Raw genomic sequence first — 21844 nt, 5'->3', positions numbered from 1 at the left:
CGGTTCGGGCTGTCGGGTGGCTGCAACTCGACGTTCTTTCACCGATTGAGTGTATTTGCGTCCGCTTGTTCGATTCTGTCAAGCGCCGTCTGTTCCCAGGCCATCGGATGCTGCCTTTATCCCCCGCATCTTCCGATTGAAAATGGTTCACTGGTATTGGGGGCCATGCAGGGTGTCCCCGCAAAACGTCCGGATGTCACCCCATCATGCCGTGGGCCGGCCCAAGTGTCCCCCCAAGATGCTGCCCGCTCCCCTTAGCTTATCCGAATCACCTGCCCCGTGCCGGGGCGGGAAAAACCTGTTCGCGGCGCAGCTTGCGACACCCGCCTTTCCCCGCGGGGAAGCGACCGGGCAAAGGATAAATGAAATTGCTTCAGACGCAAATCCGGCGTAGTTTCGCAAAAGGCAGGAATTAACAACGAGGCGAGCATGTATTCCTACAAAGACCTGCAAGAGCTGCGCGACAGCTCGCTGAAGATGCAGGGTTGGATCCGCAAGCAGACCTTCTCGCCCGGGATGGAAAAGACCCTTCGCCGGTTTTCCTCCTGGGAGGTGTCGGAGCTGATCTTCAAGGTCAACCAGTCCACCTTCCGCGGCCGCCTTGCCGCCGACCCCGGTCTGCCCGACGGCGCGGTCGAGGAAGACGGCCGTCAACGCTGGTTCTCGCTGGAAGAGATCAACGAGATGCGGCGCAAGATGAAGGTCAACCGCAAGACCCTGCAACCCTACCGTCCGGCGGGCAAGCGGGCGATCCGGGTGGCGGTCGCCAATTTCAAGGGCGGGGCCGGCAAGTCCACCGTGGCGCTGCACTTCGCCCATGCTGCGGCGCTGGACGGCTACCGCGTGCTTTGCGTCGATTTCGACCCGCAGGCGACGCTGTCGCATTCGATGGGCCTCAGCGACGTGAACGAGGAACACACCGTCTGGGGCATCATGGCGCGCGACCTGATCCGCGAGACCGACCGGATGAACCGCTCGGCCCGCGGCGCGGAAAGCGGCGCCGCCCTGCCCCAGCGCCGCCTGCCCGCCTCGATCACCGACATCGGCCTTGGCGACCTTCGCGTGACCGACTTCATCAAGCCGACCTGCTGGTCGACCATCGACATCGTGCCAAGCTGCGCCAACGCGGCCTTCGTCGAATTCGCCAGCGCCCAGTACCGCCACGTCAACCCCGACTGGTCGTTCTTTGCCGCCGTGTCGCGCTATCTCGATGCCCTGCCCGATGACAGTTACGACATGATCATCTTCGACTGCCCGCCCGCCATCGGTTACCAGTCGATGAACGCGGTCTTCGCGGCGGATGTGCTCTATGTGCCCTCGGGCCCCGGCTACTGGGAATACGACAGCACCACCTCCTTCATCGGCCAGCTTGCCGAGGCGCTGGAGGATCTGTCGGCCTTTCAGGGCGCTTTCCCCGCGGGGAAGATTCCGCTGCCGAAGGAGTTTCTGGATGTGCGCTTCCTGCTGACCCGGTTCGAGCCGGGCAACGAATTGCACCGCGCCATGTTCGAGGCGTTCCGCAAGGTGTTCGGCGAAAGGGTCACGCTGAACCCGATCGAACACACCCGCGCCGTCGAGCAGTCGGGCCGCTTCCTCAGTTCGGTTTACGAGATCGACTACCGCGACATGACGCGCGAAACATGGCGGCGGGCGCGGGCGACGTTCGACAACGCCTATGCCGAATTCCGCACCAACGTCTGCGCCGCATGGGACAAGCTGGAGGACCGGGCATGACCAAGAAGCGCCGGATGTTCGATGTCGATCTGCCCGAAGACCCGATGCCCGAGCTTGAGACCAAGTCGATGGGCGGCTTTCGTCGCGGCCCGATGGCCACCGCGATCGGCGAGAATGCCGAGGCGCTGCGGCACCGGCAGGATCAGGAAGCGGGCATCCGCGCCGAGAACGACGCGCTGGCGCATGAATTCGTGCGGCTGAAAAAACTGGGGCTGGTGATCGACGCGCTTCCGCTGGATCAGGTGCATGTCGGCAAGCTGCTGCGCGACCGCAGCCGACGGAGCGGCGACGATCTGGAGGAGCTGAAAGCCTCGATCCGCGCCGTTGGCCTGTCGAACCCGATCCGGGTCGAGCAGGTCGGGCCCGAGAGGTACGAGCTGGTGCAGGGCTGGCGGCGGCTGTCGGCTTACCGCGAACTGCTGGCCGAAACCGGCGACGAAAGCTTTGCCCGCATCCCGGCCGGGCTGATGGCGCGGGGCGAGACACTCGACACGCTCTACCGCCGGATGGTCGACGAGAACATGGTGCGCAAGGACATCTCGTTTGCAGAGATGGCCAATCTGGCGCGGGCCTATGCCGACGACCCGGCGACCGATTGCCCCGATCTGGATACGGCGGTGAACCGGCTGTTTGCCTCGGCCGCGGCGCAGAAGCGCAGCTACATCCGCCGCTTTGCCGGGCTGATGCGCGCGCTGGAAAAGGTGCTGGAGCATCCCGAGGCGATACCGCGCGCGCTGGGACTGGCATTGGCGCAGCGGATCGAGGCCGAGCCGGGGCTGGCCGCTGCGGTGGCGCGGGCCTTGCAGGGCGCGGGGCGGCGGAGTGTCGAGGCGGAACTGGCGATCCTGCGCGGCTTTGCCGAAGGGCAGGGGGCAAAGGTGCCGTCGGCGGCTGCCCCGTCCCCGGCATCACGGCCGCGCAGCAAGACCACGCTGCGCCTGCCGCGCCCGGAAGGCGAGGCGCGCTGCACCGCCTCTTACGGCAAGGTCGAACTGCGGCTGGACCGAGATTTCTCGGCGCTGGACCGGGCGCGGCTGGAGGCTGCGCTGGAAGCGTTCTTTGCCGCGCTGGACCGCCCGCCGGGCTTTCCCCGCGGGGAAAGATGACGCTCTTTCGGCGCTCGGGGATGGTGGGGGGTAATGCCCGTTATGGCGATATTTCGAGCATATGAGCAGGCAGCGCGTTAAGTGGCTGGCGTTGGGCGCGCTTCCGGGCGAACGGCACGGAATGTCCGGCCGACAACGGCCGGATTTTGCTGCTGGCACAGACCGAAGGCCGCCCATGAAAACCCGGCCGGCCCGTTGCCGGGCCGGCGCGCGGCCCTGTGCCGGGATCAGCGCCGACCCCCGGCCGAACTGGCCGCGCGCGGGGTTGAATCGGCGTCGCCCTGTGGCCGGACGGCAGCGAAACCGCGTGACGGGGTGGACAATGCCAGCTTGCGGCTTGCGGGTTGCGGCCGCCTTGACGCATCGGCGGCGAGGCGAGGCGCAGCTTCCTCCGGGGCGGCGGCCTCGGTGCGGAAATAGGCCATGGTCTCCTGCAACTGGCGCGCCTGGGCGGAAAGCTCGGTGGCGCTGGCGGCCAGTTGGTCCGAGGCGGCGCCGTTCTGCTGGGTGACGGTATCAAGCTGCTGGATCGCGCTGCTGATCTGCGCCGCGCCGGTCGAAAGCTCCCGCGAGGCGAGAGAGATTTCCGAGACCAGCGCCGTGGTGCGCTCGATGTCCGGCAGCAGCCGTTGCAGCATGTCGCCCGCCGCCGAGGCGGTGCGGACGGTGGTGCCCGACAGGGCGGAAATCTCGGTGGCGGCAACCTGGCTGCGTTCGGCCAGCTTGCGCACCTCGGAGGCAACGACGGCAAAGCCACGGCCATGTTCGCCCGCCCGCGCCGCCTCGACGGCCGCGTTCAGCGCCAGAAGGTCGGTCTGCCGCGCGATTTCCTGCACGACCATGATCCGCTCGGCGATCTGCTGCATGGCCTGCACCGCCTCGGCCACTGCCCGGCCCGAGAGGCGCGCATCGTCGGCCGATTGCAGCGCCATGCGTTCGGTCTGCGCGGCATTGTCTGCCGACTGTTCGATGTTGGCGGCCATCTGCTCGATCGAGGCGGAAACCTGTTCGGTGGCCGAGGCCTGTTCGGTCGCGCCCTGGCTGAGCTGTTCCGACGTGGCGGCGATCTGCGTGCTGCCGTCGGCAACCTGGCGCACGGCGGCGGAAACGTCGCCCACCACGTCGCGCAGCTTCAGGACCATGGCGTTGGCGGCGGTCAGCATCACGGCAATCTCGTCCTGGCCGCGCACGTCCTCGACAGCGACCAGATCACCGCCGGCCACCCGCCGCGTCAGGTTGGTGGCGCGGTTCAAGCCCCGGCCGATGGCGGCCAGAATCCAGCCGGCGGCGAGGCTGCCAAGCAGAGCTGCGGCGCCCGACAGGATCAGCAGGGTCCGGATCGATTCGGCCAGCACCGCATCGGCACGCGCGGCGGCACGTTCGGTCTGGAGCGTGTAATGCGCGCGGAAGTCGGACAGCACGGCCGCAAGGTCGGTCATTGCCGGGTTCGAACCGGTGACGAGCAGCCGCGACGCCTCGGCGGTCTGCCCGGAATCGGCCAGCCGGAACACCTGATCGTTGATGCCCGCCGCGATCTTGCGCAATGCGCTGTAGGATTCCAGCTGGCGCAGACCCTCGGCGTCGGCGGCTTCGGTCAGCCTTGCGATGCTGTCGGTCATGGCGGCGCGCAGGTCCATGATGCGGTCTTTCTGGACCTTGCGCGCCTCGGGCGTTTCGGCGGTCACGTAGTCGCGCAGCGTGACGCTGAAGGTCAGTTGCTGCGCGTCGAGCCGTTCCGACAGGTGGGTGCGGTGAAACTGCACCTGCACCAGATCGTCCACCGCGCGGTTCGCAAGCCGCAGGTCATGTATCGCAAGGGCGATTGCCATGCCGGCGAGGCAGAAGATCAGCAGAAAGGTGGCTGCGAGTTTCAGTTTGATCGTCAGTTTCATGCACGCTCGCTTTCCTGAGGTGGTGGCCCGTGTCCGGAGGGAAGCCGGATGTCACCGGCCGGGAGGACGACCCGGTCACATGCCGCTGCCCGAGAGTGGCATCAGGGAAATGAACAGCCGGATAACGCCCGGGCGATTCGTTGCGATCAGGCTGCGATCGGGCGGCGTGTCCGATGCGGGATCAGCCGGCTTGCGGTGGATCGGCGGGCGGTCGCAAGATCCTGACGGGTGGCCACGGGGCAGCAAGGCGCAGGGCAGGTGCCACCCTTCGCCCTTCGCGCCCCCGGGGCCGACCGTGCATGGGGCTTGAGTGCTGACCGTTTCTGCGCGAAAACGGGCTTATGCGCAAAAGAACCCTGTATGCCAAAGACCCGGGCGACGACGACCTGTCGCGCCCCGGCCCCTATGACCCCGAGCCGGATGCGGATGATCCGTGGTTCGAGCCGGAGCCCCAGGACATCCCCCTGCCGCGCGCCGACCGCAGGCCGCTGATCGAGCCGCGCGCCTGGGCGGCGGCGCAGGCGGACCTCGCGGCAGAGCTTGCGGCGGTGGCGGTGCTGTTCGGGGCGCTGGACGAACGGCTGCGCGCCGGGCCGGATGGCTGGCGGCACCGGCTGGCGCTGCTGGAGGCGGCCGAGCTGAGCTGGTGGGCAGGCGACCGCGTGCCGCTGGACCGGCTGGCGCTGTGGGAGGGGCTGCGGCTGGCGAATGCGCTGGACGACAGCCAGGCGCTGACCCGCGCCGCCTGGGCGCTGCGCCGTCTGGCCGGCGGGCCGGGGCCGGAGGCGGGGATGGCGGCCTTCCTCGGCCGTCACGGGCCGCAGGGCGCCGTGCCTGACGGGCTGGAAGACCTGGACGAGCTTGCCACCGGGCTTGACCACCTGCACCCGGTCACCCGGTCGGCGGCGCTGTTTCACGGCTGGCGGATGCAGGGGCAGGGCGGCCCGGCCCGCGACATCGAGGCCGCCGTGCTGGCGGCGCGGGTGGCGGCGCGGATGGGGCGGGGCGGGGCGGTGTTCGTGCCGCTGGCCCATGCGGGTTTTGCCGGCGGGCGGGGCGGCGGGGCGGTGCTGGACAAGCTGGCGCTCTGGCTCGGCGGGGCGGAACGGTCGGTGCTGGCCGCCTTGCTGCATCTGGACCGGGTGGCCGACTGGGCCGGGCGGGCCGGGGTTGCGCTGGCCGATCTTCAGGGCCGCACCCCGGCGCTGCTGGTGACGCAGTTCGCGGCCTGGCCGATGGTCAGCGCCCCGCTGGCCGAACAAGCCACCGGGGCGGGGCGCGCCACGGTGCAGCGCAATCTGACGCTGATGCAGGGGCGCGGGCTGATCCGCGAGGTGACGGGGCAGGGCCGCTACCGGGTCTGGACCGCGAAGCTGTGAACGCCGCAACCTTGCCTGTGGCGGCGGCAGGGCCTATTGCGGAACCTGCAACCCGCAGGAGGTAACCGGCGTGCCCGACCGCGTCTCTCCGCTCGCGCCATTCCGGCACGCGACGTTCCGCAACCTGTGGCTGGCCACGCTGGCGTCGAATCTCGGCGGGCTGATCCAGACCGTCGGGGCGGGCTGGCTGATGACCACGCTGACCACCTCGCCCGGGATGATCGCGCTGGTTCAGGCCTCGACCACGCTGCCCCTGATGCTGTTCTCGCTGCCGTCGGGCGCGCTGGCCGACAGTTTCAACCGGCGCAAGATCATGCTGACGGCGCAGCTTTTCCTGCTTTCGGTTTCGGCCGGGCTGGCGGCCTGCGCATATCTTGGCGTGCTTACGCCGGTGCTGCTGCTGTGCTTCACCTTCCTGATCGGGGTCGGGGGGGCGCTGAACAACCCGTCCTGGCAGGCCTCGATGGGCGACATCGTCCCGCGCGACGACCTGCCGTCGGCGGTGGCGCTGAACAGCATGGGGTTCAACCTGATGCGCAGCGTCGGCCCGGCGCTGGGGGGGGCCATCGTGGCCTGGGCCGGGGCGGCGGTGGCCTTTGCCGCCAATGCGGTCAGCTACATTCCGTTCATCTGGGTGCTGTGGCGCTGGAAATCCGCGCCAGTGCCGCGCAGCCTGCCGCGCGAGCCGTTCGGCAGCGCGATGGTGGCGGGGCTGCGCTATGTCGCGATGTCGCCGCAACTTCTGCGGGTGATGACGCGCGGCTTCCTGTTCGGGCTCGCGGCGATTGCCGTGCTGGCGCTGCTGCCGCTGGTGGCGCGCGATCTGGTGCAGGGCGAGGCACTGACCTATGGCGTCCTGCTGGGCTGCTTCGGGTTCGGGGCGATCGGCGGGGCGCTGCTGAACCCACGCATCCGCGAGCGCATGGGCAACGAGGGGATCGTGCGCGGCGCCTTCCTCGCCTTTGCCGTCGGGGCGACGGGGCTGGCGTTCAGCGGCGACCTGTGGCTGAGCGGCGCGCTGCTCTTGCCCTGCGGGGCGGCCTGGGTGCTGGCGCTTTCGCTGTTCAACGTGTCGGTGCAACTGTCCACCCCGCGCTGGGTGGTGGGCCGGGCGATGGCGATGTATCAGACGGCGACCTTCGGCGGAATGGCGCTGGGGGCCGCGATCTGGGGGCAGGCGGCCGAACGCTTCGGCGTGTCGGTGGCGCTGATGCTGTCGGCGGCGGTGATGGTGCTGGGGGCGGCGCTGGGGCTGCGGCTGGCGCTGCCGGCCTTTGCCACGCAGAACCTCGACCCGCTGAACCGGTTTCGCGAACCCGCGGTCAGGATCGACATGCGCGCCCGCAGCGGGCCGATCCTGGTGATGGTCGACTACCGGATCGCGCAGGAAAACGTGGAGCCGTTTCTGGCCGCGATGGCCGACCGCCGCCGCATCCGCATCCGCGACGGGGCGCGGCAATGGGCCCTGCTGCGCGATGTCGAGACGCCCGAGCAATGGACCGAAAGCTACCACGTCGCCACCTGGGCCGAGTATCTGCGCCACCACCAGCGCCGCACCCAGGCCGATGGCGGGGTGACCGACCGGCTGCTGGCGCTGCACCGCGGCCCGGAACCGCCGCGGGTGCACCGCATGATCGAACGCCAGACCGTCTCGCTGCACGACGACACGCCGCTGAAGCCGTTTCCCGACGTATCCTGACGGATGGAGCGGCCCCGCGGCCTGCGCCGTCACCAAGGGGGCAGGCGTGGCATATCGCGGGCGACGGCCGATCCCTGCGCGCCGGGCCGCGCGACGTTCGGGCAGGATGATCGGTTATCACCGATAAGGGTGGTGTATTGCCTATGGTCTATATTATACAGAAATAGTGGATAGCCTATATTGCCAGATTATCTGCCAAACGCTATATCAGGCCGTGACCTGCCTTTAAGGGGCCCGCAACCATGGGTATCGACACGTTCCAGAGCATCAGAAGCCTGCGTCAGGCCGGGTCTGCGCTGCGCGGGCGCCGCAAGGCTAGGGGGCTGACGCAACGCGATCTGGCATACAGGGCGGGAATGCCGCAGTCTTCGGTCTCGGACATCGAAACCGGCGTCGTGTCGGCCGGCATCGACACCTATCTGCGGTTGCTGGAGGCCATGGGGGCCGAGCTTCGGATCCATGACCGCGAGACTGGCGACGGGGTTTTCTGATGGCCCGCGGACGGGTTGCCCGCAGGCCGCGCCGCGCCACCCGGACCGGAGTCTGGTTCCAGCAGCGGCGCGTCGGCACCCTGACGCGCCAGCCCGATGGCGGGATGGCCTTTTCCTATGATCCGGCGTGGATGGAAGACGAGCGGGCTTTCCCCGTCGCGTCCTCGCTGCCCCTGAGCGTCAGGACGTGGCGCGGGGATGCGGTTTTCTCGGCCTTCGACAACCTGTTGCCGGATGCGGAGGGCGACCTGCGGGACAGGATCGCCGCGCGTGTCGGCACCGACGGCAAGGATGTCCATTCGCTGCTGTCGGTGCTGGGGCGGGACTGCGTCGGCGCGTTGCAGTTCCTGCCTGCCGACACCGAGCCTGTCGATGCCGGGATGGAGTTCAGACCGGTCACCGACGCCGAGATTGCCGCCGATCTGGCAAACCTGGCCGCGGCGCCGCTTGCCCTGGGCGAGGATGAGGATTTCCGCATCTCGATTGCCGGGGCGCAGGAAAAGACCGCCTACCTGCGGGTCAAGGATCAATGGGCAAAGCCGCGCGGCATCACGCCAACCAGCCACATCTTCAAGACATCCATGGGCGTGCTGCCCGGCCCAGACGAAATCGACATGACCGACAGCGTGGACAACGAGCTTTACTGCATGACGCTGGCCGACGAGATGGGCTTGCCGGTGGCGCGCGTGCAGAAGCTTGCCTTCGACGGCACGCCGGTGCTTGTGGTCGAGCGGTTCGACCGGCGGTGGGACGGCGACACCCTGCGCCGCCTGCCGCAGGAAGACCTGTGCCAGTGCCTCGGGATTCCCTCTGCGCGGAAATACCAGCGACTCGGCGGTCCGGGCGTGGCCGATGTGATGGCCGTGTTGCGCGAAGCCGATGATCCCGCAGCCGATCGCGGGATGTTCTTTCGCGCACAGGTCTTTTTCTACCTGATCGGCGCCCCGGACGGGCATGGCAAGAACTTCAGCCTGCACATGGGCGCAAGGGGCCGTTTCCGGCTGGCGCCGCTTTACGACATCCTCAGCGTGGCGCCGGTGATGCGGTCGGGGCGCCTGCAGCGAAAACGCTACCGGCTGGCAATGGCGATTGCCGGTCACTACGGCATCGACGAGATCGTGCCGCGGCATTACGAGCAGGAAGCCCGCGCGGCCGGCCTGCCGGAAGGGCAGGGCGCGCGGATTCTGGCCGAGATGGCAAGCAGGATCCGTGCGGGCGTTGCCGCGACCGCACGCCGGGTTGAAGCGGCGACGCTGAACGGCGTGGGCCGCATCATCGGCGCAGAGGCGACGGCGCGGGCCGACATGGTGCTGGCCCTGCTGGATGATCCCCGCACACCCGGTTAGGCCCGGCCCCCGCGCGGCAGGTCGGGTGGCAGGTCGGGTGGCGCGGCCGACCGCCCCCTCCGGCCTGCCGACCGCCGCGCCTACTGGAACACGGCGCCCGGGTTGTCGAGGCTGTCGGAGCCTTCGAAGCTGATCCTGTCAAGGCCGAGGGCGGTGACGGCGCGCTCGATCGAGGCGGTTTGAGTCACCAGCGCATTGACCGCGCCCATGATCAGCGCCTCGCCTTCCTTGTTGCCCGCGGCCAGCATCTGGTCATAGGCCAGGCCGCCCTCTGCCGCCGTCCTGATCGCCTGCAGGGCGGTGACGGTGGCGTCAAGCTCTGCCTTCAGCTGGGTATCCACCGCCGGGGCGGCAGCGGCCACCAGATCCGACAGCGACGGGCCGGAAACCACGCTGCCGTCGGTGCGGGCATAGCTGCCGAGGTAGACGTTCCGGATGCCGATGCCATCGAAATAGTGGCTGTTGTGGGTGTTGTCGGAAAAGCAGTCATGCTCTTCCTCGGGGTCGTTCAGCATCAGGCCCAGCTTCATCCGCTCGCCCGCCTGTTCGCCGTAGGAAAGGCTGCCCATCCCGGTCAGCATCGCCAGCAGGCCCGCGACGGGGTCGGCGGTCACTGCGGCGCGGCCTTCGCCACCGTCAGCCCAGGCGGCGGCCATGAAATCCAGATCGGCAACCAGCAGGTCGGTTGCGGCCTGCAGATAGGCCGCGCGGCGGTCGCAGTTGCCGCCGGTGCAGGCATCGCCCGCCGCGAAATCGGTGAAGGGGCGGTTGCCCGCGCCCGGCCCGGTGCCGTTCACATCCTGCCCCCAGAGCAGGAACTCGATGGCGTGATAGCCCGAGGCGACATTGGCCTCGATGCCGTCGGCCTCGTGCAGGGTGTCGGCAATCAGGGCGGGCGTGATGGCGGTGGCGTCGATCCCGATTCCCGACAGGGTGAATGTCGGCGTGGCGATCACGTTCAGGGTGGACAGCGCGTTTTCCTCGTTCTGGCCGGAGCCTGCGGCGACATAGTCGATCAGCCCTTCGTCCAGCGGCCAGGCGTTCACCCGGCCTTCCCAGTCATCCACGATCGGGTTGCCGAAGCGGAAGGCCTCGGTCTGCTGGTAGGGAACGCGGGCGGCAAGCCAGGCCGCTTTCGCCGCTGCCAGGGTTTCGGCCGACGGCGTGGCGATCAGTGCCGCGACAGCCGATTGCAGGGCCCTGGCCGACGCCAGGCTGTCGCCATAGCCGGCGGCGGCAATGTCGGCGTAGGTGGTCACCACGGCCGCAGGGTCGGCGGCCATCAGGGGCGTGGCCGTCAGGGCGGTGGACAGCAGGGCGGCAGCCAGAAAGCGGGTCATGGGGTTTCCTTGGGCTATTTGGTCAGGATCAGTTTGCCCTGACGGGTGATCCGCAGGGCATAGACCTGTCCGTTCAGGTGGATGTTGGCGACGGCGCCCCCCGCGGTCAGCAGGGTCGCCTCGTGCATCGGTGCCGGTTCGGGGCAGGGGGGCGGCCCGGATCGCGGCCGGAGGGGGGGTCAAGGCGCTGCATGGCGGAATCCTCGGTCAAAGGTGGTTCCGGCTGGCCCTTGGCGCGGTGGCCGCAGGTTGGCATGGTCGATTCCTAATTCCGACAAAAGTGCTTTGTTGTAAAGCCGATTTTTTCGCTCAGGTAATCTGCTGCGCTGGGACGGTGCTGTTTCCGGTGTCGGCGGTGCGCAGCACCCCGGGGCAACATCGCGCCCAGTAGATGCTGCCCGGTAGATGTGGGTCTGCCCCGGCATCAGCCTGAAGACCCCCCGGCCCGGGTTCACTGTTTCTTGGGACCGGCGTGCCATCCTGCCGACGATTCCCCGGCTGCCAATGCAACCGACGCCGTGTTGCGGCGGGGGAACGGAAACGAAGGAGGGCACACCCCATGACCGCAACATCGGGCAACGACATCATTCGCGGAACGACCGGCGCGGACAGTCTGTCGGGCCTTGACGGCGATGATACCCTTGTCGGTGACAGCGGTCCTGACACGCTCGATGGCGGCAACGGGAACGACCTGATCGAGGGAGGGTCCGGTGACGACCGGCTGCTGGGGGGCGCGGGAAACGACTGCCTCGATACCGGCGCCGGATCCGATACCGTCTTTGCCGGCGACGGCAATGACACGATCTTTGGCGGTGGCGGCGGGAAAGTCGGCAACCTGCTTTATGGCGAGGGCGGAAACGATCTCATCTACAACGGCACCGACAACGACACGGTCTATGGCGGCGAGGGAAACGACACGATCTTTGCCGACCAGGGGTCGGATTACCTGGATGGCGGCGGCGGCGACGACCTGTTCATCGTGGAGACGGGGTTCGTCGCGTTTGGCAACGACACCATCATCGGCGGCGAGACCGGCGAGAGGGCGGGCGACATGCTCGAGTTTTCGAGGATGTCGTCGGGGCTGACGGTCAACATGACCGGAGCCGAGGCAGGCACCGCCAGCGACGGCTTCAGCAAGCTGGCGTTCTCGCAGATCGAGAAGCTGACGCTGGGAAGTGGTGCCGATACCGTCTTCGGCGGGGCTGGCAACGACTGGATCGACACCGGCGCCGGCGACGACCGGGTGTTTGCGGGCGCCGGGGCCGACAGCATCGCACTGGGCGACGGCAACGACACACTGGAAATGAGGAGCCCGGACAGGTTGGCCGACACCATCGACGGCGGGGCGGGCAACGACCGCATCAGCCTTGCTGGCGGTGGAAGCAACGATGTCGTCTTTGGCGGGGCGGGCAATGACACGCTGACGACCGCCTATGACCTCAGCGGCGGCAGCGACACGCTTTATGGCGGCGACGGGCGCGATGTCTTTGTTGCCGGTGCCGACGACAGCGTCGTCGGCGGCGAGGGCGGTGACGACTTCGACACCATCGACCTGACCACCATCCCCGTCGCGGCCACGGTCCTGCTGTCCGGCACGGGCGCCGGAACGATCACCTACGGCACCTACAGGCTGAACTTCACCGAGATGGAGGCGATCACCGGCACGGCCTTTGCCGACACCATCAAGGGCGGGGCCGACGGCGGCGGAATGACCTACGACACCGGGGCGGGCAACGATGTGGTCCACGGCGGCTCGGGCAGCGACCGAATCGACGCGGGCAGCGGCGACGACAGCGTCGATGGCGGCGCCGGGGCCGACACGATTTCGGGGGGTGCCGGGAACGACAATCTGTTGGGGGGCGACGGCAACGACCTGTTGAGGGGGGGCGACGGCGCCGACCATCTTTTCGGGAATGCCGGCTCGGATACGCTGGATGGCGGGGCAGGGGCCGACGTGCTTTCCGGCGGCGCGGGCGCCGACCTTTTCCTGGTCGATGCGGGCGGCGACCGGATCACCGATTTCGACGCCACCTCGGGCAGCGGCAACGCGGACGAAAGCGACAATGACGTGGTTGACCTTTCGGCCTTCTACAACCGCGAAACCCTTGCCGCCTGGAACGCCGCCAACCCGGGGCGGGCCTTTGCCAACCCGATGGGATGGCTGCGCGCCGATCAGGCCGATGGCGTCCTGAGGGCGGCGGGCGGCCTGACGCTCTACAGCCCCGACGGGCTCCCGGTCACCGGGGCAGACCTGAACGCCGAGAATACCCGCGTGATCTGCTTTGCCCGTGGCACCCGCATCCTTTCCCGCCAAGGCGAAACCGGGATTGAGACGCTGCAGCCGGGCGACGCGGTTCTTACCCGCGACAACGGCTTTCAGCCGGTCCGCTGGGTCGGGCACCGCGCGCTTTCGGGCGACGACCTCGCCGCCGCGCCGCAGCTCCGCCCGGTCCGCATCGCGAAAGGGGCGATGGGCCCGTCACTTCCGGCACGCGATCTCGTGGTTTCGCCACAACACCGCGTGCTGGTCTGCTCGGCCATCGCCAAGCGGATGCTGGGCGCGGCAGAGGTTCTGGTGGCGGCAAAGCATCTGGTCGGAATGCCCGGCATAACGGTGGACGACGGGCCGGCCGGGGTCGAATACTGGCACATCCTGCTTGCCCGGCACGAAGTCGTCTTTGCCGAGGGCACCCCATCCGAGACCCTTTACACCGGACCCGAGGCGCTCCGGTCGCTCGGGCCGCAGGCGCGCAAGGAGATATTCTCGCTGTTTCCGGAGTTGGCCGGGTTCGGCCATGACCACCTTCCCGAACCGGCGCGGCCCTTCGTCAGGGGCGGACCCGGGCGCAGGCTGGCCCGGCACCATGCCACGAACGGAAAGCCGCTTGTGATGGCCCCATCCGCCTGAGGGCGCAGCGTCATTGCGCGCCTGATGCGTGACCCCACCACCCCTGATAATGGCATCTTATCGCGGGTGGCGGGGGCGCAGGGCGGAACGGGCGGTGCTGCCCGTTTTGCCCCGGTATCGGGCAGCATGGTCGAGCGGGCCAGCCCTGTAGAGGCCGGAGCGGGTCGCGTCGGGCGATGGAATGCAGCGGGCCCCGCCACGTTTTAGATGCGGCGGATCTTGCGCAGAAGCCGCCGCCCCGTGACCCCGAAACGGAAACCGAACCGATGCCGCGTCTTGGCCCCGCCCCGAAACTGACCTTCACCTGCCGACCGGAAGATGATGGCGTGATCGCGCCGCCGCTCCGGCCTGGGTGCCGAACGGCAGAAGCACCGCGATTGCCGCCGGAGGGACGGATGTGAAAAGACGCATGACGGTTTTTTTGCTGGGTGCGGGGCAGCAGGCATCTGCTGCTTGTCCCGGCAACGCGCTGGCACCCGATCCATTCCGCAGGGAGGCCGCGTTTCGGCTGGTGGCCGATCAGATGGCCGGCGGCGACCCTGCCGCAAGGGGCTTGATCCAGATCAGACCATTCCCGTTGGCGGTGCGATAACGTGCATTCGTCAGGCATGTTTCAGCGCGCGGGAATACCCCGCCTGATCCCATGCACCCTGTCCTGATCGGAGCGCGCCGTGATACCCCCTTCCGACCCCGGCCTGCCGCTTCCGGTGATCCGTCGCGACGACGCGGATGCAGCCGCGCCGAAACGGCGCTTTCGGTTTCGCGCCCGCTATCTTCTGGTGCTGATGGTTCCCGCACTGATGTTTCTTGGTGCGGTGGTGGGCATGTATTTCCAGCCGCCCGGCCTGCAGAAGTTCTATGCGCTGACCGGGCTGCAACCCGGGGCCGGGTCGGCCTCGCCCATCGCCCTGCCGCCGGAAATCTCGCTGCCGAAGGAAATGCTCGACACCATGCAGGCCAGCGACGTTGTCGGGCTGGCGCGCCTGATGCCGCATGGCGACGTGTCGATCGTGGCGCCGCCTTTCGGCGCAGGCGATGCGCGGATCGCCGAGATTCTGGTGGCCATCGGTGACCGGGTGGAAAAGGGCGCCGTGGTGGCCCGGCTGGACAATCAGGGCCAGCTTGAAAGCGCGGTGCTGCTGGCCGAGGCCAACGTGGCCGTGCGGCAGGCGTCGCTGGTGCAGACCCGGGCGGCGGTGCAGAACTCGCTCGACGAGGCGCGCGCCGGGGTGGAACAGGCGCAATCTGCCGCCACCGAGGCCGACACCCAGCTGACCCGCATGACCGCGCTTTTCGCGCGGGGCGTGGCGACGCAGGCCGCGATGGAAGCCGCCGCCGCCACTGCGCGCCAGTCTGAACTGGCGGTGCAGAAGGCAAAGGCCACGCTGGCGCGCTTTGCCAGCGCCGAGGTCGACACCCAGCCCGACGTGATCGTGGCCACCCGCAATCTGGAGGCCGCCGAGGCCGATCTGACTCGCGCCAGCCGCGACCTGACACGGGCGGCGGTGCTGGCACCGATCAGCGGCGTGGTGCTGAACGTTCATGCCCGCGCGGGGGAACGCCCGCCCGCAGACGGCATCATGGAGATGGGCGACACCGATGCCATGATGGCCGAGGTCGAGGTCTATCAGGACCGCATCGCTGCGGTGGCGGTCGGGCAGCCGGTGGAGCTGGTGGCCGGGGCGCTGGGGCGGACGCTGCAGGGGCGGGTGCAGTCGATCGGGCTGACGGTCGGGCGGCAGGGGCTGGTGTCGGACGACACCGCCGCCAACACCGATGCGCGGGTGATCACGGTGATGGTCGAGCTTGACGCGGCCTCGTCGGAGGTGGCGGCCCGCTTCACCAATCTGGAGGTGGTCGCCCGCATCGACGCGCGGCCCGGGGCCGGGAAACCCGGGCCATGACCCGCCTGCTGCAATGGCTGTTCGGCCGCCTGCCGATCGGCTGGCTGCAACTGACCCACAGCCGCACCCGCTTTGCCGCAGCCCTGGCCGGGGTGGCCTTTGCCAACGTGCTGGTGTTCGTGCAGCTTGGCATCATGGGCTCGATGGCGACGGCAACCCTCAAGCCCTACGACTTCTTTCGGGCCGACATCATGATTTCCGCCTCGGATGCCAATTCGATGACCGAGGGCGGCAACGTCGCGCGGCAATGGCTGTTTCAGGCGCTGGCCGACCCCGACGTGACCGGCGGCACCGGGCTGTTCATCGGCAACGTGAGCTGGGCGCGCGGCGAAAGGACGCTGAGCCTGACGACCTACGGTGTCGACCCGGCGCTGCCCGGCTTCCTGTCCGACACGATGGCGCGCAAGGCATCCACCCTGCAATTGCAGAACGCGGGCATTCTCGACATGTTCAGCCGGGGCCTGCCACGGGCAGAGGCGGCGGCGATCCGCCCGCAAAGCCCCTTGTCGCTCGAGGTCTCGGGCAAGACCCTGACGCTTTTCGACACTTTTGCGGGCGGCGGCGGGTTTGGCGGCGACGGCTACATGATGGTGTCTGACCAGACCTTTCTGGCGCTGTTCCCGGCGCGCAAGTCTGCCGCCCCCGACCATATCCTGCTGCAGGTCCGCCCCGGCGCCGACCCGGACGCCGTGGCTGCCCGCCTGCGTGGACTGATTTCCGACAAGTCGCTGCGGATCCGCGCTTACGCGCAGGCCGCCGCCGACGACCTGAGCTATCAGCAGACCAAGCGCCCGACCGGGATCATCTTCGGCTTTGGCGTGATCATCGGGATTCTGGTGGGAATCGTGATCGTCTATCAGGTGCTGTCAACCGACGTGGCGAACCACCTTGGCGAATATGCCACCTTCAAGGCGATGGGGTATCGGCAAAGGTTTTTTCTGGGCATCGTGTTCGAGGAGGCGCTGGTTCTGGCCGTGCTGGGCTTCGTGCCGGGGTTCATCGTGGCCACCGGCCTGCTGGCCGCGATGAAGGCCGCCACGACGCTGCCGCTGGCGATGACGCCCGGCGTGGCCGCGATGGTGTTCGCGGGCACATTGGCGGCCTGTTCGCTGTCGGGGGCGATTGCCACCCGGCGGCTGGCCTCGGCCGACCCGGCCGACCTGTTCTGACGGGCGCGCGATGATCGACGATTTCCCCATCACCGTCAGCGGGCTGAACCATTCCTTCGGGCAGGGAGAGGCGCGCAAGCAGGCGATATTCGATGTCTCGATGCAGATCAGGCGCGGCAGCCTGACGGTGCTGATGGGGCCGTCCGGGTCGGGCAAGACCACGTTGCTGACGCTGATGGGCTGCCTGCGCGATGTGCAGGACGGCTCGGTCCGGCTGCTGGGGCACGAGTTGCACGGCGCGACGGCCAGCCTGTCGCAGGGCCTGCGCAAGCGGCTGGGGTTCATCTTTCAGGCGCACAACCTGCATGGCAGCCTGACGGCGCAGCAGAACGTGCTGATGGGGTTGCAGGTGCACGGGCCGGGCGACCCGGCGCTGTATGGGCAGGCCGCCCGCCACGTGCTGACGCTGCTGGGCCTTGGCGACCGGCTGGACTATCTGCCCGCCAACCTGTCGGGCGGGCAGAAGCAGCGGGTGGCCGTGGCGCGCGCGCTGGTCGGCAACCCCGAGGTGGTCTTTGCCGACGAGCCGACCGCCGCCCTTGACCGCGACAGCGGCATGACGGTGGTTTCGATGCTGAAACGGCTGGGGGCGGAGCGCGGCACGACCACGGTGATGGTCACCCATGACAACCGGATTCTGGAACGCGCCGACCGGATCATCACGCTGGAGGATGGCCGGATCGTCGCGGACCGCTGATCGCCCCGGCCTGCCCCCCCGCCTGCCCCCCCCCGCGTCAAGGTGCCTCGCTTGCAAAGCCCAAGCAAAACAGTAAGACAATTCGGGTGGCCCTGATGCCCATGGCCGCGCAAGGAGGACTGCACCCGCATGAACCCGCATTCCCTGCCACTGGCGCTGACGCCCACGGGCACAAAGGTTGCCGTCACCGCGCTGATCGGCGGGCGCGAGATGCAGCGGCGCATGACCGAGCTTGGCATCGTGGTCGGGCACGAGTTGCGGGTGATCCGCGGCGGAAATTGCGGGCCGCTGGTGGTGGCGGTGGGCGAAACCCGGCTGGCGCTGGGGCAGGAGCTTTCGCGCAAGATACTGGTGACGATCGCGCCATGAAAGGACCGGCGATGGGACTGAAACTCACGGATGTGGCGATCGGCGGCTTTGCGCGCGTCGCAGGCTATGCCCCGGGCGGGCAGGGCTACCGGCAGAAGCTTCTGTCGATGGGCCTGACCCCCGGCACAAGGCTGCGGCTGGTCGGCGTTGCCCCGCTGGGCGACCCGATCATGATCGAGGTTCGCGGCTTTCGGCTTTCGTTGCGCAAGGCCGAGGCGGAAGCCCTTGAAATCGAAGGATGCGCGGAATGACCGATGTCACCATCGCCCTGCTGGGCAACCCCAACTGCGGCAAGACCACCCTGTTCAACGCGCTGACCGGCACACGGCAGCAGGTCGGCAACTGGCCCGGCGTGACGGTGGAACGCAAGTCGGGCCGGTTTGCGGCGGGCACCAGCCGGGTCGAGGTGATCGACCTGCCCGGCACCTATTCGCTGGCCAGCACCCATGCCGTCTCGCCTGACGAACGGGTGGCGCGCGACTATGCGCTGTCGGGGGCGCCGCAGATCATCGTCAACATCGTCGATGCCTCGAACCTTGAGCGCAACCTCTATCTGACCATCCAGCTGATCGAGATGGGCCTGCCGGTTCTGGTGGCGCTGAACATGATGGATATCGCCAAGGCGCGCGGCATCGAGATCGACATCGCGGCCCTGTCGCGCGGTCTGGGCTGCCCGGTGCTGCCGATTGTCGCCGCGACCGGCAAGGGGGTCGAGGCGCTGAAGGACGAGATTGTCCGCGCCGCCTCGGTCGGTGTGCCGCCGGCCCTGCCGATCCACTATGGCCCGGAAATCGAGGCGGCGGTGGCGGACCTGATGCCGCTGGTTGCGCAGGCGGGGGCGGTGCGGGCGCCGCGCTGGCTGGCGCTGGAGCTGCTGGAAGGCGACGAATCGCTGCTGGCGCGGATGCCGGAGCTCGCAACCCATGTGCATGTGACAAGGGCGGCGCTGGCCGAAACGCTGGGCTATGATGTCGATACCGCCATCGCCAGCGGCCGCTATGACGCGGTGGCCGAAGTCACCGCGCCCAGCATCCGCCGCATTCTGGAACTGGACAGCACGCTGTCGGACAGCATCGACAAGGTGATCCTGAACCGCGCGCTCGGCATCCCGATCTTTCTGGCGGTGATGTATCTGATGTTCATGTTCACGATCAACGTGGGCTCGGCGTTCATCGACTTTTTCGACATCGCGGCCGGGACGATCTTTGTCGATGGCTTCGGGCATGTGCTGCAAACCCTTGGCAGCCCTGACTGGCTGACGACGCTGCTGGCCAGCGGGCTTGGCGGTGGGGTGCAGACGGTGGCGACCTTCATTCCGGTGATCGCCTGCCTGTTCCTCGTGCTGTCGGTGCTGGAGGATTCGGGGTACATGGCCCGCGCCGCCTTCGTGATGGACCGTGCGATGCGCGCCATCGGGCTGCCGGGCAAGGCGTTCGTGCCGCTGATCGTCGGTTTCGGCTGCAACGTGCCCGCGATCATGGCGACCCGCACGCTGGAGGATGCCCGCGACCGCACGATGACGGTGGCGATGGTGCCCTTCATGTCCTGCGGGGCGCGGCTGCCGGTCTATGCGCTGTTTGCCGCCGCGTTCTTCCCGACAGGCGGGCAGAACCTGGTGTTCGCGCTGTATCTGATCGGCATTGCCGCGGCGGTGCTGACCGGCTTCGTGCTGAAATCGACGCTGCTGCCCGGCGCCATCTCGCCCTTCGTGATGGAACTGCCGCCCTACCACCTGCCGACGCTGAAAGGCGTGCTGATCCGCACCTGGGACAGGCTGAAAGGCTTCGTGATCCGCGCAGGCCGCGTGCTGGTGCCGGTGATCATGGTGCTGGCCTTCCTCAATTCGTGGGGCCGCGACGGCAGCTTCGGCAACGAGGATACCGGCAACTCGATGCTGTCGGAAATCGGCCGCCAGATCGTGCCGGTGTTCGAGCCGATGGGGATCGAGGAAGACAACTGGCCCGCGGCGGTGGGGGTGTTCACCGGCATTCTGGCGAAAGAGGCGGTGGTGGGCACCCTGAACGCGCTTTACGCCGGGCAGAATGCAGAAGCGGATGGCGAGTTCGACCTTGGCGCGGGGCTGGCCGAAGCCTGGGGCAGCATCGGGGACAACCTGTCGGGCCTGGGCGACACGCTGGCAGACCCGCTGGGGCTTTCGGTCGGTGACGTTGCCACGACGGATGCGGCAGCGGCCGAGCTGGAGGTCGAGGCCAGCACCTTCGGCGCGATGCGGGCACAGTTCGACGGGCAGATCGGGGCCTTTGCCTATCTGCTGATGGTGCTGCTTTACATGCCCTGTTCGGCGGCCATCGCGGCGGTGTGGCGCGAGTCCGGCCCGCGCTGGACGGCCTTCGTCACCGGCTGGACGACGCTGATGGGCTGGGGATCGGCGGTGCTGATCTATCAGGCGGCGACCTTCGCGCGGCATCCCGGCAGTTCGGCTGCGTGGATCGCCACGATCCTGACGCTGTTCGCGCTGACCATCCTGACCCTGCGCATCCTTGGCCGGACGGCGCGGCGGTCCGGGCCGCTGCTGGCAGAGTGAGGGCAGGCGATGCTGATGGCGATCCGCAGCTATGTGCAGCAGCACGGCAGGGCAAGCCTGTCCGACATTGCGCTGCATGTCCGGCGCGACCCCGAGGCGGTGCGGGGCATGTTGGCCCATTGGGTCGGGAAGGGGATGATGCAGCGCCATGTCGGCGCCCCGGCCTGCGCCAAGGCATCCGGCTGCGGCGGCTGCGCGTGCGATCCGGCACAGTTCGAAAGCTACGAATGGACCGGATCGACCCCGTGAGAAAGGTCGCCCCGTGACGGGGCGGTTTTCCGATGAAAAGAATAAGCTTTACATGAAAGCGTTTTTGTCGGATTTATTCGGGCAAGATCGAAACCGGTCGGCAAGACTCGGGCGGAACCATCCTGACGATGCCTGAAACCGCGACGCCAGCCTTCAACAAGACCCCGCTCTCCAAAGGTCTGATCATGATCGTGTGCCACTGCCAGTCCATCACCGACCACGACATCCGCGCCGCGATCGACTGGATGCGGGCCTCCGATCCCGATACGCTCATCACTCCCGGCAAGATATACCACGCGCTTGGGCGCAGGGCGGACTGCGGGGGGTGCATGCCCTTGTTCCTTGACACCATGCGCAATTGTGACAGCCTCGCTGTAGCCAGGCGCGACGCGCCCAGCCAGACGATACCCAACTTGCACATCGTGAAAGGACTGTCCCATGAAAGGCGACGCCAAGGTTATTGAGTTTCTGAATGCGGCCCTGCGGTCTGAATTGACCGCCGTCAGCCAGTATTGGCTGCACTACCGGCTGCAGGATGATTGGGGCTATGGCCATCTGGCGGCCAAATCCCGCGCCGAAAGCATCGAGGAGATGGGCCACGCCGACAAGCTGATTGCGCGCATCATCTTTCTGGAAGGCCACCCGAACCTGCAAAAGCTCGACAGCCTGCGCATCGGCCAGACCCTGCGCGAGACGCTGGACTGTGACCTTGCTGCCGAAAATGACGCCAGGACGCTGTATATCGAGGCACGGCGGCATTGTGACGCAGTGGGTGACTATGTGACCCGGAGCCTGTTCGACGAACTGCTTGCCGACGAAGAGGGCCATATCGACTTTCTCGAAACCCAGATCGGCCTTTACGACCGTCTTGGCGAAGCGGCCTATGGCCAGTTGAACGCCAAGCCCGCCGACGCAGCCGAGTAAGCGCCGGCCAAGACCCGCAGCGACGCCCCGCATAATCCGATTGAAACAGTCGGAAATTATCGGCAGAAAGGTCGAAAAGGATCCTGCCATGC

The 21844-nt window shown here is 67.9% G+C and carries 18 protein-coding genes and 1 pseudogene; 16 read left to right on the top strand and 3 right to left on the bottom strand.

Annotated features, from left to right (window positions below):
* The first annotated feature begins 429 nt into the window (after positions 1–429).
* Complete coding sequence (locus tag RNZ50_00750; protein ID MDT8853581.1) at positions 430–1734, top strand: AAA family ATPase; 1305 nt, start codon at positions 430–432, stop codon at positions 1732–1734.
* Positions 1731–2840, top strand: coding sequence for a ParB N-terminal domain-containing protein (locus tag RNZ50_00745; protein MDT8853580.1), 1110 nt, complete (start codon positions 1731–1733; stop codon positions 2838–2840). The genes RNZ50_00750 and RNZ50_00745 overlap by 4 nt, the downstream gene beginning before the upstream one ends.
* A gap of 227 nt (positions 2841–3067) precedes the next feature.
* On the opposite strand, the gene RNZ50_00740 is transcribed toward RNZ50_00745, so the two are convergent.
* A complete protein-coding gene (locus RNZ50_00740; protein MDT8853579.1) occupies positions 3068–4732 on the bottom strand; it encodes a methyl-accepting chemotaxis protein in 1665 nt (554 codons plus the stop codon).
* 341 nt (positions 4733–5073) lie between these two features.
* On the opposite strand from RNZ50_00740, the gene RNZ50_00735 reads away from it, so the two are divergent.
* The 4 genes from RNZ50_00735 (at position 5074) to RNZ50_00720 (ending at position 9647) form a co-directional block, all read left to right on the top strand.
* On the top strand, positions 5074–6111 hold the full coding sequence (locus RNZ50_00735) for a hypothetical protein (protein MDT8853578.1): 1038 nt from the start codon (positions 5074–5076) through the stop codon (positions 6109–6111).
* 70 nt (positions 6112–6181) lie between these two features.
* Positions 6182–7810 (top strand): MFS transporter, encoded by a 1629-nt coding sequence (locus RNZ50_00730; protein ID MDT8853577.1) that lies wholly within the window; start codon positions 6182–6184, stop codon positions 7808–7810.
* A gap of 242 nt (positions 7811–8052) precedes the next feature.
* Positions 8053–8301 (top strand): helix-turn-helix domain-containing protein, encoded by a 249-nt coding sequence (locus RNZ50_00725; GenBank protein ID MDT8853576.1) that lies wholly within the window; start codon positions 8053–8055, stop codon positions 8299–8301.
* Positions 8301–9647, top strand: coding sequence for a type II toxin-antitoxin system HipA family toxin (locus RNZ50_00720; GenBank protein MDT8853575.1), 1347 nt, complete (start codon positions 8301–8303; stop codon positions 9645–9647). Before RNZ50_00725 ends, RNZ50_00720 begins: the two co-directional genes overlap by 1 nt.
* A gap of 80 nt (positions 9648–9727) precedes the next feature.
* On the opposite strand, the gene RNZ50_00715 is transcribed toward RNZ50_00720, so the two are convergent.
* Together RNZ50_00715 and hemP are read right to left on the bottom strand one after the other, a co-directional pair.
* Positions 9728–10987, bottom strand: a complete 1260-nt coding sequence (locus RNZ50_00715) for an imelysin family protein (GenBank protein ID MDT8853574.1) — start codon at positions 10985–10987, stop codon at positions 9728–9730.
* 14 nt (positions 10988–11001) lie between these two features.
* A pseudogene (hemP, locus tag RNZ50_00710) lies at positions 11002–11097 on the bottom strand (hemin uptake protein HemP).
* 449 nt (positions 11098–11546) lie between these two features.
* Here hemP and RNZ50_00705 point away from each other — a divergent pair.
* The 10 genes from RNZ50_00705 to bfr all read left to right on the top strand — a co-directional run bounded on the left by RNZ50_00705 (position 11547) and on the right by bfr (position 21752).
* Positions 11547–13895, top strand: a complete 2349-nt coding sequence (locus RNZ50_00705) for a Hint domain-containing protein (GenBank protein MDT8853573.1) — start codon at positions 11547–11549, stop codon at positions 13893–13895.
* Positions 13896–14566: 671 nt separating this feature from the next.
* Positions 14567–15799, top strand: coding sequence for an HlyD family efflux transporter periplasmic adaptor subunit (locus RNZ50_00700; protein MDT8853572.1), 1233 nt, complete (start codon positions 14567–14569; stop codon positions 15797–15799).
* On the top strand, positions 15796–16968 hold the full coding sequence (locus tag RNZ50_00695) for an FtsX-like permease family protein (protein ID MDT8853571.1): 1173 nt from the start codon (positions 15796–15798) through the stop codon (positions 16966–16968). Before RNZ50_00700 ends, RNZ50_00695 begins: the two co-directional genes overlap by 4 nt.
* 10 nt (positions 16969–16978) lie before the next feature.
* Positions 16979–17665 (top strand): ATP-binding cassette domain-containing protein, encoded by a 687-nt coding sequence (locus RNZ50_00690; GenBank protein MDT8853570.1) that lies wholly within the window; start codon positions 16979–16981, stop codon positions 17663–17665.
* Positions 17666–17794: 129 nt separating this feature from the next.
* On the top strand, positions 17795–18034 hold the full coding sequence (locus RNZ50_00685; protein MDT8853569.1) for a FeoA family protein: 240 nt from the start codon (positions 17795–17797) through the stop codon (positions 18032–18034).
* Between the two features lie 11 nt (positions 18035–18045).
* Positions 18046–18285 (top strand): FeoA family protein, encoded by a 240-nt coding sequence (locus RNZ50_00680; protein ID MDT8853568.1) that lies wholly within the window; start codon positions 18046–18048, stop codon positions 18283–18285.
* Positions 18282–20579 (top strand): Fe(2+) transporter permease subunit FeoB, encoded by a 2298-nt coding sequence (feoB, locus tag RNZ50_00675; GenBank protein ID MDT8853567.1) that lies wholly within the window; start codon positions 18282–18284, stop codon positions 20577–20579. Before RNZ50_00680 ends, feoB begins: the two co-directional genes overlap by 4 nt.
* Positions 20580–20588: 9 nt before the next feature.
* Entirely contained in the window at positions 20589–20828 is a 240-nt protein-coding gene (locus RNZ50_00670) for a FeoC-like transcriptional regulator (GenBank protein ID MDT8853566.1), read from the top strand.
* Positions 20829–21013: 185 nt separating this feature from the next.
* Positions 21014–21292 carry a (2Fe-2S)-binding protein gene (locus tag RNZ50_00665; GenBank protein ID MDT8853565.1) on the top strand — a complete coding sequence of 93 codons (279 nt, stop codon included), beginning with the start codon at positions 21014–21016 and terminating at the stop codon, positions 21290–21292.
* The gene (gene bfr / locus RNZ50_00660; protein ID MDT8853564.1) at positions 21267–21752 is read left to right on the top strand and encodes a bacterioferritin; all 486 of its coding nucleotides are present in this window, start codon (positions 21267–21269) and stop codon (positions 21750–21752) included. The genes RNZ50_00665 and bfr overlap by 26 nt, the downstream gene beginning before the upstream one ends.
* Positions 21753–21844: the final 92 nt, after the last annotated feature.

The sequence above is a fragment of the Paracoccaceae bacterium Fryx2 genome, assembly GCA_032334235.1.
Classification (GTDB): Bacteria; Pseudomonadota; Alphaproteobacteria; order Rhodobacterales; family Rhodobacteraceae; genus JAVSGI01.
This window is presented reverse-complemented; position numbering and strand designations above follow the sequence as displayed.